Annotated in this window: 13 protein-coding genes, 1 pseudogene and 1 riboswitch; of the genes and pseudogenes, 9 read left to right on the forward strand and 5 right to left on the reverse strand. The window is 69.4% G+C overall.

From position 1 onward, the window contains the following. The first annotated feature begins 74 nt into the window (after positions 1–74). The 7 genes from ACZ1HC_RS01715 to ACZ1HC_RS01745 all read left to right on the forward strand — a co-directional run bounded on the left by ACZ1HC_RS01715 (position 75) and on the right by ACZ1HC_RS01745 (position 6,092). Complete coding sequence (locus ACZ1HC_RS01715; protein ID WP_472698478.1) at positions 75–260, forward strand: cation transporter; 186 nt, start codon at positions 75–77, stop codon at positions 258–260. Between the two features lie 148 nt (positions 261–408). After that, positions 409–711 carry a hypothetical protein gene (locus tag ACZ1HC_RS01720; RefSeq protein ID WP_472698479.1) on the forward strand — a complete coding sequence of 101 codons (303 nt, stop codon included), beginning with the start codon at positions 409–411 and terminating at the stop codon, positions 709–711. Between the two features lie 4 nt (positions 712–715). Beyond that, positions 716–1,393 (forward strand): NAD-dependent deacylase, encoded by a 678-nt coding sequence (locus ACZ1HC_RS01725; protein WP_472698480.1) that lies wholly within the window; start codon positions 716–718, stop codon positions 1,391–1,393. Between the two features lie 29 nt (positions 1,394–1,422). Next, a riboswitch (cobalamin riboswitch) is annotated at positions 1,423–1,615 on the forward strand. Between the two features lie 134 nt (positions 1,616–1,749). Beyond that, positions 1,750–3,588 carry a TonB-dependent receptor plug domain-containing protein gene (locus ACZ1HC_RS01730; RefSeq protein ID WP_472698481.1) on the forward strand — a complete coding sequence of 613 codons (1,839 nt, stop codon included), beginning with the start codon at positions 1,750–1,752 and terminating at the stop codon, positions 3,586–3,588. Between the two features lies 1 nt (position 3,589). After that, a complete protein-coding gene (locus ACZ1HC_RS01735; protein ID WP_472698482.1) occupies positions 3,590–4,372 on the forward strand; it encodes an ABC transporter substrate-binding protein in 783 nt (260 codons plus the stop codon). Next, the gene (locus tag ACZ1HC_RS01740) at positions 4,369–5,355 is read left to right on the forward strand and encodes a FecCD family ABC transporter permease (protein ID WP_472698483.1); all 987 of its coding nucleotides are present in this window, start codon (positions 4,369–4,371) and stop codon (positions 5,353–5,355) included. The genes ACZ1HC_RS01735 and ACZ1HC_RS01740 overlap by 4 nt, the downstream gene beginning before the upstream one ends. After that, positions 5,352–6,092, forward strand: a complete 741-nt coding sequence (locus ACZ1HC_RS01745) for an ABC transporter ATP-binding protein (protein ID WP_472700754.1) — start codon at positions 5,352–5,354, stop codon at positions 6,090–6,092. The genes ACZ1HC_RS01740 and ACZ1HC_RS01745 overlap by 4 nt, the downstream gene beginning before the upstream one ends. Here ACZ1HC_RS01745 and parA read toward each other — a convergent pair. Together parA and ACZ1HC_RS01755 are read right to left on the reverse strand one after the other, a co-directional pair. Beyond that, positions 6,089–6,724 (reverse strand): ParA family partition ATPase, encoded by a 636-nt coding sequence (gene parA, locus ACZ1HC_RS01750; RefSeq protein ID WP_472698484.1) that lies wholly within the window; start codon positions 6,722–6,724, stop codon positions 6,089–6,091. The genes ACZ1HC_RS01745 and parA overlap by 4 nt on opposite strands. 81 nt (positions 6,725–6,805) lie before the next feature. Next, positions 6,806–7,129, reverse strand: coding sequence for an antibiotic biosynthesis monooxygenase family protein (locus ACZ1HC_RS01755; protein WP_472698485.1), 324 nt, complete (start codon positions 7,127–7,129; stop codon positions 6,806–6,808). Positions 7,130–7,247: 118 nt separating this feature from the next. Here ACZ1HC_RS01755 and ACZ1HC_RS01760 point away from each other — a divergent pair, with 118 nt between their 5' ends. After that, positions 7,248–8,288: a dipeptidase gene (locus ACZ1HC_RS01760; RefSeq protein WP_472698486.1), complete on the forward strand. Its 1,041-nt coding sequence runs from the start codon at positions 7,248–7,250 to the stop codon at positions 8,286–8,288. Positions 8,289–8,335: 47 nt separating this feature from the next. On the opposite strand, the gene ACZ1HC_RS01765 is transcribed toward ACZ1HC_RS01760, so the two are convergent. Continuing rightward, the gene (locus ACZ1HC_RS01765) at positions 8,336–9,601 is read right to left on the reverse strand and encodes a helix-turn-helix domain-containing protein (protein WP_472698487.1); all 1,266 of its coding nucleotides are present in this window, start codon (positions 9,599–9,601) and stop codon (positions 8,336–8,338) included. Between the two features lie 117 nt (positions 9,602–9,718). Beyond that, complete coding sequence (gene hemA / locus ACZ1HC_RS01770; protein WP_472698488.1) at positions 9,719–10,948, reverse strand: 5-aminolevulinate synthase; 1,230 nt, start codon at positions 10,946–10,948, stop codon at positions 9,719–9,721. A gap of 165 nt (positions 10,949–11,113) precedes the next feature. Here hemA and ACZ1HC_RS01775 point away from each other — a divergent pair. Next, a pseudogene (locus tag ACZ1HC_RS01775) lies at positions 11,114–12,497 on the forward strand (M20/M25/M40 family metallo-hydrolase). A gap of 116 nt (positions 12,498–12,613) precedes the next feature. Here the strand turns inward: ACZ1HC_RS01775 and ACZ1HC_RS01780 are convergent. Next, entirely contained in the window at positions 12,614–13,234 is a 621-nt protein-coding gene (locus tag ACZ1HC_RS01780) for a lytic transglycosylase domain-containing protein (protein WP_472698489.1), read from the reverse strand. Between the last annotated feature and the right edge of the window lie 235 nt (positions 13,235–13,469).

Consider the following 13,469-nt stretch of genomic DNA (forward strand, 5'->3'; position numbering starts at 1 on the left):
CAGTCCCCAAGCCTTGCCCTTGCCGCGATGCAGGATCATGCTGAAGCCTGCTTGTCAAACCCCAGGAGACCGCGATGACCTTCACCGTTCCCGACATGACCTGCGGCCATTGCAAGGCCGCCGTCGAGGCCGCCGTGGCCGAGGCCGGTGGCCGCGCCACCGTCGATCTGGACCGAAAGACCGTTTCGGTCGAGGGCCTGGACGAGGCTCGCGCCGCCGAGGCGATTCGCGCCGCCGGATACGAGGTGTCCCCCGCCTGAGGGCCAAACCCTTGAGCGGCCGCGCGAAGCCGCCGCACCACGCCTGATTGAGCAACCGGCCCCGGTCTGCTAGGATCGGGGCAGGACGGGACCGCAGACCGGGGACAACCGGCGCCCGCCGCCCAAAGGCAACCGAGGAGACAGTTCCATGCTCAACCGCATCGTCATTGCGGCCGCCGCCATCATGATGACCGCGCCGCTGGCCGTCGCAGGCCCCATCGACAGCGCCTGCGTCCGGTCGGACCGCGCCCGCGGCAACGCGCCGCTCTGCGGCTGCATCCAGCAGGTCGCCAACCAGACCCTGTCGCGCTCCGACCAGCGCCGCGCGGCCTCGTTCTTCCGCGATCCCCACCAGGCACAAGAGGTCCGGATGTCGAAAAGCGGCAGCGACAACGCTTTCTGGGCGCGCTACAAGCGCTTCGCCAGCACGGCCGAGGCCTATTGCCGCTAGGGTCTTGCGCATCACGGTCCTGACCGGCGCGGGGATCTCGGCCGAAAGCGGCCTGGCGACCTTTCGCGCGACCGGCGGCCTGTGGGAAAGCCACCGGGTCGAGGACGTGGCAACGCCCGAAGGCTTTGCCGCCGATCCGGCGCTTGTCCACCGCTTCTACAACCTGCGCCGCCGGGACGCGGCCGCGGCGCAGCCCAATGCCGCGCATCTGGCCCTGGCCGATCTGGCGGGGCGGCACGACCTGACGCTGGTCACGCAGAACGTGGACGACCTGCACGAACGCGCCGGCAGCCCCGCGGTGATCCACATGCACGGCACCCTGTCGGGCGCCCTGTGCGCGGCCTGCGGCCATCGCTGGCCCGCGCCTTTGGTCATGGCGCCCCGGGATCCCTGCCCCGCCTGCACCCGGCCCGCCACCCGTCCCGATGTCGTCTGGTTCGGAGAGATGCCCTATCACATGGACCGCATCTGGGAGGCGCTGGAACGCGCCGACCTGTTCGCGGCCATCGGCACCTCGGGCAACGTCTATCCGGCCGCGGGCTTTGCCCAGCACGCGCGGCGGCATGGCGCCGAATGCGTGGAGCTGAACCTTGAAGACAGCGCCAATGCCCGCGACTTCCACCGCCGCATCACCGGACCTGCCAGCCGGACGGTGCCGGACTGGGTGGCCTCGCTGGGCTGATTGCCCTTGCCTGATGACGGCATTGTGAGCTATTGCGGCGCTGCCTCGGTTCCGGGTCCGACCCGGTTAAAAGGGAACGCGGTGCGATTCCGCGACTGCCCCCGCAACTGTCAGCGGAGAGCGAGGCCGGATTGACGCCACTGATCCCGCGCGCGGGATTGGGAAGGCCCGGCCAAGCCTTGACCCGCAAGTCAGGAGACCTGCCGAACGCGATCACCCTGACGGCGTGCGAGGGGCGCGCCGGAAACGGAAACTTCCGTCGTGGTGGTATCGCTGTCCGGCGGGGTTCTTTCCCCCGGGCGAACCGCATCGCGCCCGGGCCGCACGCGCACCGGGTTTCTGGAAGGATGTCATTCGTGACGCTGAACCGCCATGTCCTGTCCCTGTCCGCAGCCTTGGTCCTGACGGCCGCCCTGCCCGCCGCCGCCCAAGACGCGGCAACACCCTTCGTCCTCGAGGATCTGACCCTGACGGCCAACCGCGAACCCACCGACCTCAGCCGCTCGGGCAGTTCGGTTTCGGTGCTGACCCCCGAGGATTTCGAGGGCCGGGCGGGCCAGCCGCTGACCCGCAGCCTGACCAGACTGCCGGGCGTGACGCTGCGCCAATCGGGGCCGCTGGGGACCATCGGCTTTCTTGAAGTGCGCGGCGCCCCCGCCCGCTATGTTCCGGTCATCATCGACGGGATCGAGGTGTCCGACATGACCGCCCCCTCGCCCGCCTATGACCTGGGCGGCCAGATCACTGCAAGCTTCGGCCGGGCCGAACTGCTGCGCGGCTCGCAGTCCGCGCTCTATGGCTCGCGGGCGATCGCGGGGGTGCTGACGCTGGAATCGCTGCGCCCGACCGAAGACGGGCTGCGCCACCACATCGGCATCGAGGCCGGCAGCTACGATACCCTGACGGCCAGCTATGGCGCGACGCTGCGCCGGGACGACACGGATCTGGCCTTCCAGCTTGGCCATGTCCGAACCGACGGGTTTTCCGCCTTGGACGAGGATGACGGCAACTTCGAGGAGGACGGCTACAAGGCAACCCGGCTTTCCTTCTATGGCGCCCATCGCCTGCAGAACGGCGCCACCTTCGGTCTCAACGGCTTCTGGCAGGACAGCACCGCCGATTACGACGACTTCAGCGACGTGGCAGGCACGCCGGGCGACGACTTCACCGAAGACGAATCCTACGGCCTGCGCGGCTTCGTGCAGTTCAGGGCGGGCCCCGTGGATCACGACATTGCGCTGACCCGCTATCGCGTCAGCCGCGACAGCTACTATGACGGCTTCCCGGCCTCCTACGAGGGCAGACGCACCAGGCTGTCCTGGCAGGGTGCCACCGATCTGGGCGCGGGCGTCCGGGCGGTCTTCGGCGCCGATACCGAAAGGGAAGAAGCCCTGGGCAGCGGCGACGCGCGCATCAGCGGCGTCTTCGTGGAAACGACCGCCGCCCTGGGTCCCCGCATCGACGTCACCACCTCGCTTCGCCGCGACGATCATTCGCGCTTCGGCGGCTTCACCTCGGGCCGGGTCGCGGCGGTCTATCGCGCCGAAGGGGACCTCCTGTTCCGGGCGGCCATCGGCAACGGCTTCCGCGCGCCGTCGCTTTACCAGCTGTTCGATCCGCTCTATGGCAACGCCGATCTCGAACGCGAGGAAAGCCGCACCCACGAGATCGGGGTCGAGAAGCAATGGGGGGACAGCCACCTGCGGGTGACCGCCTTCTGGCTGAAGACGACCGACCTGATCGGGTTCGACGACAACGGCACGCCGCTGGATTTCTCCGACGACTTCTACAACCAGGTGCCCGGCACCGCGCGCCGCCGCGGGATCGAAATCGACGGCCGCTATGCCTTCGGCGCGGGACACGCGCTGACCGCCGCCTATACCTTCATCGACAACCAGACCGATGCCCCGGACTGGGCCAGGGTTCCCGAACGCGTCCTGAACCTGGGGGCCGAGACGACCTTCGCCACCGGCACCGTTGCGGGGATCGGTCTGCAGCACGTCGCAGGGCGGTCGGACAGCGCCGGGCCGCTGGACGACTTCACCACCGTGGACCTGAGCATCAGCCATCCCGTCCGCGACAACGCCCGCGCCTATCTGCGCATCGAGAACCTCTTTGACGAGGATTACCAGTGGGTGCGGGGCTATGGCACGCCGGGGCGGTCGATCTATGCGGGGCTGAATGCGTCGTTCTAGGATGCGTTCCCTGGCGGCGGTGATCCTGATCGCCGCCGTCCTGCCGGCCGGCGCGGCGCCGCGGCGGGTGGTGTCGATGAACCTGTGCAGCGACCAGCTGGCGATGATGCTGGCCGCGCCGGGGCAACTGGTCTCGGTCAGCAGCCTGACGCAGGATCCCCGCCTGTCGCCCGTCGCCCGAGAGGCTGCGGCCTATGTGCCGAACAGCGGGCGGGCCGAGGAAATCTATCTCATGCGCCCCGACCTGGTGATCGCGGGCACCTATACGCCCACCGCCACCATCGCCATGCTGCGCCGCCTGGGCATCCGCGTCGAGACCCCGCCCCCGGCCGAGGATTTTCCCTCCATCCGCGCCGAAATCATCCGCATGGGCGACCTGCTGGGCCGGCCAGAGGCCGCGCGCGACCTGCTGGGCCGCTTCGACGCCGAGTTGCAGGCGGCGCGGCAGCCTGCCGGACGCGGGCGGGCGGCGCTGTATGATGCGAACGGCTTCACCTCGGGGGCCGGGACGCTGGCCGACGCGATCCTTGGGGCGGCGGGTTTCGACAACATCGCAGCCGATCATGGGATTGCCGGCACCACCCGTCTGCCGATGGAACTGCTGGTCATGGCCCGGCCCGACCGGCTGCTGACAGGATCGAGGTGGCCCGGCCAGTCGCAGGCCGAGGCGATCCTGGACCACCCGGCGCTTGCCGCCGCGGCCCCCGCGCCGGCGCAGGTGACGGACCTCTACTGGACCTGCGGCACCCCCTTGGTGACGCGGGCCATCCGGTCGCTGGAATGAGGGCGCTGTTCGTCGCCCTGACCGTGCTGGTGGCGGCCCTGTTCGCGGCGTCGCTGCTGACGGGTCCGGCCGGCCTGCCGCCCGCGGAATCCCTGCAGGGCCTGGTGTTCGGCGGCGATGGCCCGGTGCCGATCGTGATGCGCGAGATCCGTCTGCCGCGCGCGATCCTGGGGCTGGCGGTGGGCGCGGGACTGGGGCTGACCGGCGCGGCGCTGCAGGGCTATCTGCGCAATCCGCTGGCCGAACCCGGCCTGCTGGGCATTTCCGGGATGGCGGCCCTGGGTGCGGTCCTGGCGCTGCAAACCGGGCTGTCGCTGGCGGCGGTCCTGGCCCTGCCGGCGGTTGCCCTGGCCGGGGCGGCCCTGGGCGCCGGCCTGCTGGTCGTGATGGCGGGACCGCGCGGCGGGTCGGTGACGCTGATCCTGGCGGGGGTGGCCATCTCGGCCCTGGCGGGGGCGGGCACCTCGCTGGTGCTGAACCTCTCGGCCAATCCCTATGCCGCGAACGAGATCGTCTTCTGGCTGATGGGATCGCTGGCCGACCGGTCGATGCTGCATGTCTGGCTGGCCCTGCCGCCGATGGCGGCCGGTGCGGCGCTGATCCTGACGACGGGCCGCGCGCTTGACGCGCTGACGCTGGGCGAGGCGGCGGCCCAGTCGCTGGGCCTTGCAGGACCGGCGCTGCGGTGGCGGCTGGTGGCGGGCACGGCCCTGGTCGTCGGCCCGGCGACCGCCGTCGCAGGCGCCATCGGCTTCGTGGGCCTGGTGGTGCCGCATGTGCTGCGGCCGCTGATCGGCGCGCGACCCTCGGTCCTGCTGCCCGCCTCGGCCCTTGGCGGGGCGGCGCTGCTGCTGGCCGCCGACATCGCGGTGCGGCTGATCGTGCCCGACCGCGACCTGAAGCTGGGCGTTCTGACCGCCATCCTGGGTGCGCCGCTGTTTCTGCACCTGATCTGGAAAACCCGCAGCGGGGGGCGCGTCTGATGGTCCTGACCCTGTCCGGCCTGTCCGTCACCCGCCGCAACCGGCCGGTCCTGCACGGCGTCAGCCTGTCCATCGGCCCCAGAGAGTTCGTGGGCCTGATCGGTCCCAACGGCGCCGGAAAATCCTCGCTGATGGAGGCCGCGCTTGGGCTGATCCCGTTCGCGGGACAGTCCTCGGTGGCCGCGATGCCGCCCGGGGCGCGCGCCCGCCATGCGGCCTACCTTCCCCAGGCCCGTGAGATCGCCTGGCCTGTCAGCGTCGAGGATCTGGTGGCCCTGGGCCGCATCCCCTGGCCCGGCGGCGGCCGCAGCGGCATCGACCGCATCGCCACCAACGCAGCCATCGCCCGCATGGGGCTGGAGCCGTTCCGCAAGCGCACCGCCCAGCGCCTGTCGGGGGGCGAACAGAACCGCGTCCTGATCGCCCGCGCGCTGGCACAGGACACGCCGCTGCTGATCGCCGACGAACCCATCGCCGGTCTGGATCCCGCCCAGCAGCTGGCTTGCCTGCGCCTGTTCCGCGACCTGGCGGCCGAAGGGCGGGCGGTGCTGGCCTCGATCCACGACCTGGGGCTGGCCGCGCGGTTCTGTTCGCGGCTGGTGCTGCTGTCGCACGGCCGTGTCCTGGCCGACGGTCCCGCCCCCCAGGTCCTGCGCAACGACCTGCTGCAGCGGGCCTTCGGCATCACCGTGCGGCGCGTGGAAACCCCGGACGGACCCGCCATCCTGCCGGTCTAGCCGATGGCGGCCAGCACCTCGTCGGTGAGGGCGGACATCTCGTCGCGCGCGGGGCCGGCACCGGCCCGTTCAAGCGCCCCCAGCCCCTGGCCCAGCGTTTCGGCATAGACCACGCGGTTGGCGACCTGCGTTCCCGCCACCTCGGCGCCCAGTTCAGCCGCCCTCTGTGCCACCTCGGCCGACAGGCGGGTGTTGGGGCGCACCCGGTTCATCACCATCAGCACCGGCGCCTTTTCGCGCCGCGCCAGATCCAGCACGCCTTCGGTCGCCCACAGATCCACATGGCTGGTGGCGACCGGCACCAGAACCAGATCGGCCACCCGCAGGGCCGGGCGCAGGTCGCTGTCGATCTTGGGCGGGGTATCGATGATGACGAAATCGAAGCGCTTCTTCAGCTTGCCGGATTCGTAGCTGGCCCCCCAGGCCGACGAGGTGGAAAAGTCCATCGCCTCGTCCTCGCCCCGCGCCTGCATCCGTTCCAGGAACCAGCGGCCCAGGCTGCCTTGCGGATCGGTGTCGATCAGCGCGACGGAATGGCCGCGAGCGTGCAGGCTGACGGCCAGGTTGACGGCCAGCGTGGTCTTTCCCGATCCGCCCTTCTGCTGGGCCACCGTGATGATCCTGCCCGACATCGCCTGCTCCTGCCTTGCCTGACGCTTCGGAAGGGTAACGGCCGCCCCGCGCGATTGCACGGTCTTTTTGCACCTGCAGCATCAGTCGTCGAAGACCGCCTGCACCTCGTACATGACCGGCTCGAAGCTCTTGCACATGGCGTGGATCTCGCGGTTGCGGCGGCGCATCTCCTCGTGGCGCAGCATCGCCTGATAATCCTTGCGGTCGCGCCATTGCGAATAGGTGGCAATGCGGGTCTGCGCATCGTTGAGATGGATGGCGCCCGACACGAAACCGGGCTGCCGGCGGATCACCTGGTCCCAGGCCTCGGTCAGCAGGTCCAGCACGTCATGGGCGCTGCCCGGCGTCACCTCGAAGGTGGTGATGACGGTCTGGCCGTCGAAATCGCGGCGGATGTCGGGCATGGCTGGCGCTCCTCTGGCTTGCCCGATCAGCCTAAGGCCGAATCGCGCGCCCCGCCAAGCGCGCCCATTGCCGCGCGCGGCGGGATGTGCATGGTCAGGACAAACCAAGGAGAGGCGGATGATCCCGGTATTCGACGGCCATAACGACTTCCTGCAACGCGTGGTGGCGAAGGGGCCGCAGGTCTGGCTGGAGGGCGACGGCACCGGCCATCTGGATCTGCCGCGCGCCCGGGCCGGGGGGCTGGTCGGCGGCTTCTTCGCGATCTGGATTCCGGCGCCGCAGGGTCCGAACGACGCGGCCGCCGCGGCGCTGATGGAAAACCCGCCCTTCGCCATGCCCCTGCCCGAGGCGATCCCCTTTGGCCGGGCCCTGCCCCATGCCTTCGCGCAAGCCGCGGCCCTGAAGGCCCTGGAACGCACCGGGACGCTGGACATCGTCACCTCGGCCAGCGGGATCAGGGCCAGCATCGCGGCGGGACGGATCGCGGCGATCATGCACATGGAAGGGGCCGAGGCGATCGCGGACATGGACGCGCTGCACCTGTGGCACGCGGCGGGCCTGCGGTCGCTGGGCCCGGTCTGGTCGCGGCCCACCGCCTACGGGAACGGCGTGCCCTTCGCCTTCCCGTCCTCGCCCGACACCGGCGCCGGGCTGACGGAAGCCGGCAAGACCCTGGTGCGCGAATGCAACGGCCTGCGCATCATGCTGGATCTGTCGCACCTGAACGAGGCCGGCTTCGACGACGTGGCCGCCCTGTCCGACGCGCCGCTGGTCGCCAGCCACAGCTGCGTCCACGCCATCAGCGCAAGCAGCCGCAACCTGACCGACAGGCAACTGCGCGCGATCGCCGACAGCCGCGGCCTTGTCGGCCTGAACTTCGCGTCAAGCTTCCTGCGCGAGGATGGGCGCCGCCTGCCGCTTGAGGGCTTCGACACGATGCTGCGCCACCTGGATCACCTGCTGGGCATCCTGGGCGAGGACGGGGTGGCGATGGGTTCGGACTTCGACGGCGCGCTGATGCCGCGCGACCTGCCCGACGCGGCGGCCCTGCCGGCCCTGCTGGACGCGATGCAGGCCCACGGCTATGGCCCGGAGCTGGTCCGCAAGATCGCCTGCGACAACTGGATCGGCCTTCTGGAACGGACCTGGGGCCACTAGCCCCTTCGGTGCGCCCCGCCATCGCGCCGGATCAGGATGCAGGCGGCCTATTCGGTCGTCGTCGCCTGCCCGTCGGCGACCGGCGTCGCCTGCGCCACGGCGACCATCTGCGCCAGTTCGGGATCGGCGTTCAGATCGGCCAGGGCGAAGTTGCCCGTCACCTCCTCGGGCGACAGCTTGATGTTCTTGACGACCTGGGGTCCGGGCGCGGCGGGGCCGTAGGTCTGGCCGCCCAGCGCGAAATAGACCGCCCCCGAATTGCCGGTGCGCAGCAGCGGCGGCTCCTCGAGCGACGGCAAGGCGAAGCGTTCCCCCGCATCCATGATCTTTTCCAGAAGCACCGTCCCGTCGGCCGAGGTGACCCGCACCCAGGCCGGGCGGGCCGCCAGCAGTTCCAGCCCCGGCGCGTCCGGCGCCACCGTGATCGAGGCTGCCTGCGCGGGCATCGGCGGGCCGAAGGACGCCGCCCCCGCTTCGGCCAGGGCGCGCTGGATCGCGGTCGCGGCATCGGGGGCCGCTTGCGCGACATCCGTCGCCGGCGCCGGGATCTGCGTCAGCCCCGGGTCGATCGCGGCAATGGGGCCATCGCGCGAGGTGAGAACCGGCGCCTCCAGGATCTGCGGCCGATACAGGCGGTCCAGCCCTTCGGGCTGCGGCAGCGCCTGCGCCAGTTCGGTGCCGTCGGCCATGTCCAGGGCAGGCTCGGACACCAGCGCCCCTTCGACCGGGTCGAGGGCGGTGACCACCCCAGGCGCCGTCTCGCCCGGCGTCAGGGTCACGCGCTGAACCTCTTGCAAGAGGGCCCAGCCGCCGTAGCCCAGACCGCAGATCAGCGCGACCAGCACCAGAAGCGAACCGATGGCGCGCGGCTCGATGTCGGACCAGAAGCTCTGCTTCTGCGGGATGAACAGGGCCTTGGGATTGGCCAGCGCCTCGGCCGGATCAGAGGGCCTGCGCGCGGGCTTCGGCCCGGCCGCCGCCTGCGCCATCCCATGCGTGGGATGGAAGCCCGATTCCAGGCAGAAGCGGCGGAAGGTCCAGTCGGGATCCATGCCCAGATACCGGGCATAGGACCGCACATAGCCCGCCACGAAACTGGGCGTGTCGAAGGCGGTCATGTCGCAATTCTCGATCGCGGCCACATAGGACGCCCGGATCCGCAACTCGCGCTGCACGTCCAGCAGCGACTTGCCCAGCGTCGCCCGCTCGCCGCGCAGGATATCGCCAAGGCGTGTGTCATCGTCGAGGAAATGATGCACTTCCTCCACCCGAGAAATCTCCTCTGCCGGGTTCTCAGCCCGCAGCCTGCTCATTTTTTGTTGCCTGCCTCATCGCTCGCTTCAGGAACACCGCTTCGAATCGAACGGTTCCTCATTTTTCCTTATCCCGAGCGTATCACGCAGGCGAGAGCAGTTCACCAAGTGATTTTATTACGCGCTCATTTCCTGTCGGTTGAGTGCGCAATGTGACCACAACCTGTCCATCGCCTTCACCAGATGGTCGATCTGCTGGGGCGCGTGGACCGGCGAGGGGGTGAAGCGCAGCCGTTCGGTGCCGCGCGGCACCGTGGGGAAGTTGATCGGCTGGACATAGATGCCATAGTCGCGCAGCAGCATGTCCGACAGCATCTTGCAGTGGACCGGGTGGCCCACATGGACCGGGACGATGTGGCTGCCGTGGTCGATGATCGGCATCCCCAGCGACTTCAGCCGCATCTTCAGGATCCGCGCGTGCAACTGCTGGGCGTCGCGCAGATGCTGGCCCTCGGCGCCCTTCAGGAAGGCGATCGAGGCCGCGGCCCCCGCCGCCACCGCGGGCGGAAGCGAGGTGGTGAAGATGAAGCCGGGCGCATAGGACCGGATCGCGTCGCACATCTTGGCGGTGCCGGCGATATAGCCGCCGAAGACGCCGAAGGCCTTGCCCAGCGTGCCGTTGAAGATGTCGATGCGGTCCATCAGCCCGTCGCGTTCGGCCACGCCGCCGCCGCGCGGGCCGTACATGCCGACCGCATGAACCTCGTCCAGGTAGGTCAGCGCGTTGAACTCGTCGGCCAGGTCGCAGATCGCCTTGATCGGGCCGAAGTCGCCATCCATCGAATAGATCGATTCGAAGGCGATCAGCTTGGGCGCCGTGGGATCGTCGGCGGCCAGCAACTGGCGCAGATGGGCCAGGTCGTTGTGCCGGAAGATCCGCTTGGCGCCGTCGAACCGCTTGATCCCCTCGATCATCGAGGCATGGTTCAACTCGTCGGAATAGATGATGAGGCCGGGAAACAGCTTGCGCAGCGTGGACAGGGTGGCGTCGTTGGCGATGTAGGCGCTGGAAAAGACCAGCGCCGCCTCCTTGCCATGCAGATCCGCCAGTTCGGCCTCGAGCCGCTTGTGATAGACGGTGGTCCCGCTGATGTTGCGCGTCCCGCCCGAACCCGCCCCCACGGCGTCCAGGGCCTCGTGCATCGCCTCCAGCACCACCGGATGCTGGCCCATGCCCAGATAGTCGTTGCCGCACCAGACGGTGATATCCTGCTTGCCGCCGTCGGGCCGCGTCCAGACGGCCTGCGGGAACCGGCCCCTCACCCGCTCGATGTCGATGAAGGTGCGGTAGCGGCCTTCCTCATGCAGCCGACCGATAGCCTGATCCAGGGCGGCATCGTAATTCATTGCGGGCGTTCCCTTGCATAGCTGGCTGGGGGCAATCATTGTCAGATCGCGCGCGGTCCAACGTTGATACATGTCAAACGGCACCGAGGACAGGCCAAAATTGTCGCAGATCGACAAAAGGACCAGTCTGATACTTAGAAAACCACTCGGGAAAACAAGGGCAACATGTCGAACAACACCACACTGGACGCGGTCCTGCACAGGCTGGACCAGGACCTGGAGCCGGCCCTGGAGCGGCTGTCGGCCCTGCTGCGGATCCCCTCGATCTCGACCGATCCGGCCCATGCGGGCGATGTGCGCGCTGCGGCCGAATGGCTGCGCGACGAACTGGCGGGGCTGGGCTTTCAGGCCTCGGTCCGCGAGACGGCGGGCCATCCGATGGTCGTGGCGCGGTCGCAGCCCGGCAGCGCCCGGCCGCTGCTGTTCTATGGCCACTATGACGTCCAGCCGGTCGATCCGCTGGCGCTGTGGGACCACCCCCTTCGAGCCGCTGATCGAGGACGGCCCCGAAGGGCGGGTGATCCGCGCGCGCGGCGCATCCGACGACAAGGGCCAGCTGATGACCTTCATCGAGGCCTTCCGCGCCTGGCGCGAAGTCCATGGCCAACTGCCCAGCGACCTGGTCCTGCTGCTCGAGGGCGAGGAGGAATCCGGTTCGCCCTCGCTTCGGCCCTTCCTGCAGGAGAACGCGGACGAACTGCGCGCCTCGCTGGCGATGATCTGCGACACCGAACTGTTCGGCGGCACCCGCCCGGCCATCGTCACCCAGCTGCGCGGCTTGGTGGGCGAGGAAATCGTGATCCGCGGCGCCGACCGCGACCTGCATTCCGGCCTGTTCGGCGGGCTTGCCGCCAACCCGATCATGGTCCTGGCCCAGGCGCTGGCGGCGCTGAAGGACGCCGATGGGCGCGTCACCCTGCCCGGCTTCTACGACGGGGTGGACGATCTTACGCCGGACCTGCGCCGCGACTGGGAATCGCTTGGCTTCGACGCCGCCGGGATGCTGGCGCGCGTCGGCCTGTCCGATCCCGTCGGCGAAAGGGGCCGGATGCCGGTTGAAATGGCCTGGAGCCGGCCCACCGCCGAAATCAACGGCATTACCGGCGGCTATACGGGCAAGGGCTTCAAGACGGTCCTGCCGGCCGAAGCCCGGGCCAAGGTCAGCTTCCGGCTGACCGGCCGGCAGGATCCGGCCCGGATTCGCACGGCCTTCCGCGACCATGTGCGGGGCTTCCTGCCCGCAGATTGCATGGTCGAGTTCCACGAACACGGCGGCAGCCCGGCCAGCGTGATGGATACCTCGGATCCCGCCTTCGCCGCGGCCCGGGGCGCCCTGGGCGCGGAATGGGGCCAGGATGCGGCCTTCATCGGCAGCGGCGGCTCGATCCCCATCGCCGGCGACTTCAAGACGATCCTGGGCATGGATTCGATGCTGGTGGGCTTTGCCCGCGACGACGACCGCATCCATTCCCCGAACGAGAAATACGACGTCCGCAGCTTCGCCAAGGGCGCGCGGTCATGGGCGCGCATCCTGGCGGCCCTGCGCTAGGCACGAAGGCGGGCCGTGCGCCCGCCTCATCTTCTGTGGTGAAATATCCCGGGGTGAGGTCCGCAGGACCGAGGGGCAGCGCCCCTCATGCCTTCAGAACCACGGGGCAGCGCCCCTTACACCTTCGGCTGGCAATAGCTCTGGCTGCTGGTCCAGGCGGCGATGTCCGCCCGCTTCGAGGCATTGCGCAGCGGCGCCCAGTCCCGCGCGATGCCGCGCCAGCCGTTGCCGTCATGGGCCACGGCGTTGTCGCGCGCCACCTGGCGGGACATGATCTTGACGGCGCAGGACATGTTGTCGCCGCCGTTCCTGATGTCGCCGTCGCAGCCATAGTTGCGCCAGGTCGCCGGCGCGATCTGCATCAGCCCCAGCCACTTGCCGCCGCCGCCGCTGGCCTGCGGGTTATAGGTGCTTTCGTGCTTGGCGACGGCCGACAGCAGGCCGGCCCAGAACGCCTTGCGGCCGGTCGCGTTCAGCTGCTCGTAGTTCGGGCAGAATGAATCGATGTCGCCGGGCACGCGCGACAGGATCGTGACCCCCTCGCGGTCCAGCGCGGACAGCGTGGCATGGGTCCACTGCTCGGACCCCGCTGCCTGTCCCCACCGCATCGGCGGCTGGTTGGCCAACTGCATCTGCTGTGCATCCACGGCGGCCCTGCTGTCGGTCTGGGACGTGGTGGTGGACTGGCAGGCTGCCAGGAAAGCCAGGGCTGCAAGGGGAACAAGCGCAGGGCGCATCCGGGTCCTCGTGGAATGTTTCGTCCACAACCCCATATCCCGCTTGGAAAATCCCGCAAGGCGGCAGGAAAATCGTCGGCGGCATGACGCCAAAGGCAGGCTTCGCCGTGATCGGAAATCCGCCGATGACGGCATTTCCGAATACGTCGTTAACGATCGTGGCGGATTTCCGCCAGCCTCTTGATTCGCAGCAGTCCCCGCCCGCCCGGGCTTTGCCACGGCCCCCCTCGTGACA

Source organism: Paracoccus sp. BR5-17 (assembly GCF_055693925.1).

What these genes read in the sequence shown, in the direction of transcription:
- ACZ1HC_RS01715 (WP_472698478.1), top strand. Translation starts at nt 75, where the DNA reads ATGACCTTCACCGTTCCCGACATGACCTGCGGCCATTGCAAGGCCGCC.
- ACZ1HC_RS01720 (WP_472698479.1), top strand. Translation starts at nt 409, where the DNA reads ATGCTCAACCGCATCGTCATTGCGGCCGCCGCCATCATGATGACCGCG.
- ACZ1HC_RS01735 (WP_472698482.1), top strand. Translation starts at nt 3,590, where the DNA reads ATGCGTTCCCTGGCGGCGGTGATCCTGATCGCCGCCGTCCTGCCGGCC.
- ACZ1HC_RS01740 (WP_472698483.1), top strand. Translation starts at nt 4,369, where the DNA reads ATGAGGGCGCTGTTCGTCGCCCTGACCGTGCTGGTGGCGGCCCTGTTC.
- parA (WP_472698484.1), bottom strand. Translation starts at nt 6,724, where the DNA reads ATGTCGGGCAGGATCATCACGGTGGCCCAGCAGAAGGGCGGATCGGGA.
- ACZ1HC_RS01755 (WP_472698485.1), bottom strand. Translation starts at nt 7,129, where the DNA reads ATGCCCGACATCCGCCGCGATTTCGACGGCCAGACCGTCATCACCACC.
- ACZ1HC_RS01760 (WP_472698486.1), top strand. Translation starts at nt 7,248, where the DNA reads ATGATCCCGGTATTCGACGGCCATAACGACTTCCTGCAACGCGTGGTG.
- ACZ1HC_RS01765 (WP_472698487.1), bottom strand. Translation starts at nt 9,601, where the DNA reads ATGAGCAGGCTGCGGGCTGAGAACCCGGCAGAGGAGATTTCTCGGGTG.
- hemA (WP_472698488.1), bottom strand. Translation starts at nt 10,948, where the DNA reads ATGAATTACGATGCCGCCCTGGATCAGGCTATCGGTCGGCTGCATGAG.
- ACZ1HC_RS01780 (WP_472698489.1), bottom strand. Translation starts at nt 13,234, where the DNA reads ATGCGCCCTGCGCTTGTTCCCCTTGCAGCCCTGGCTTTCCTGGCAGCC.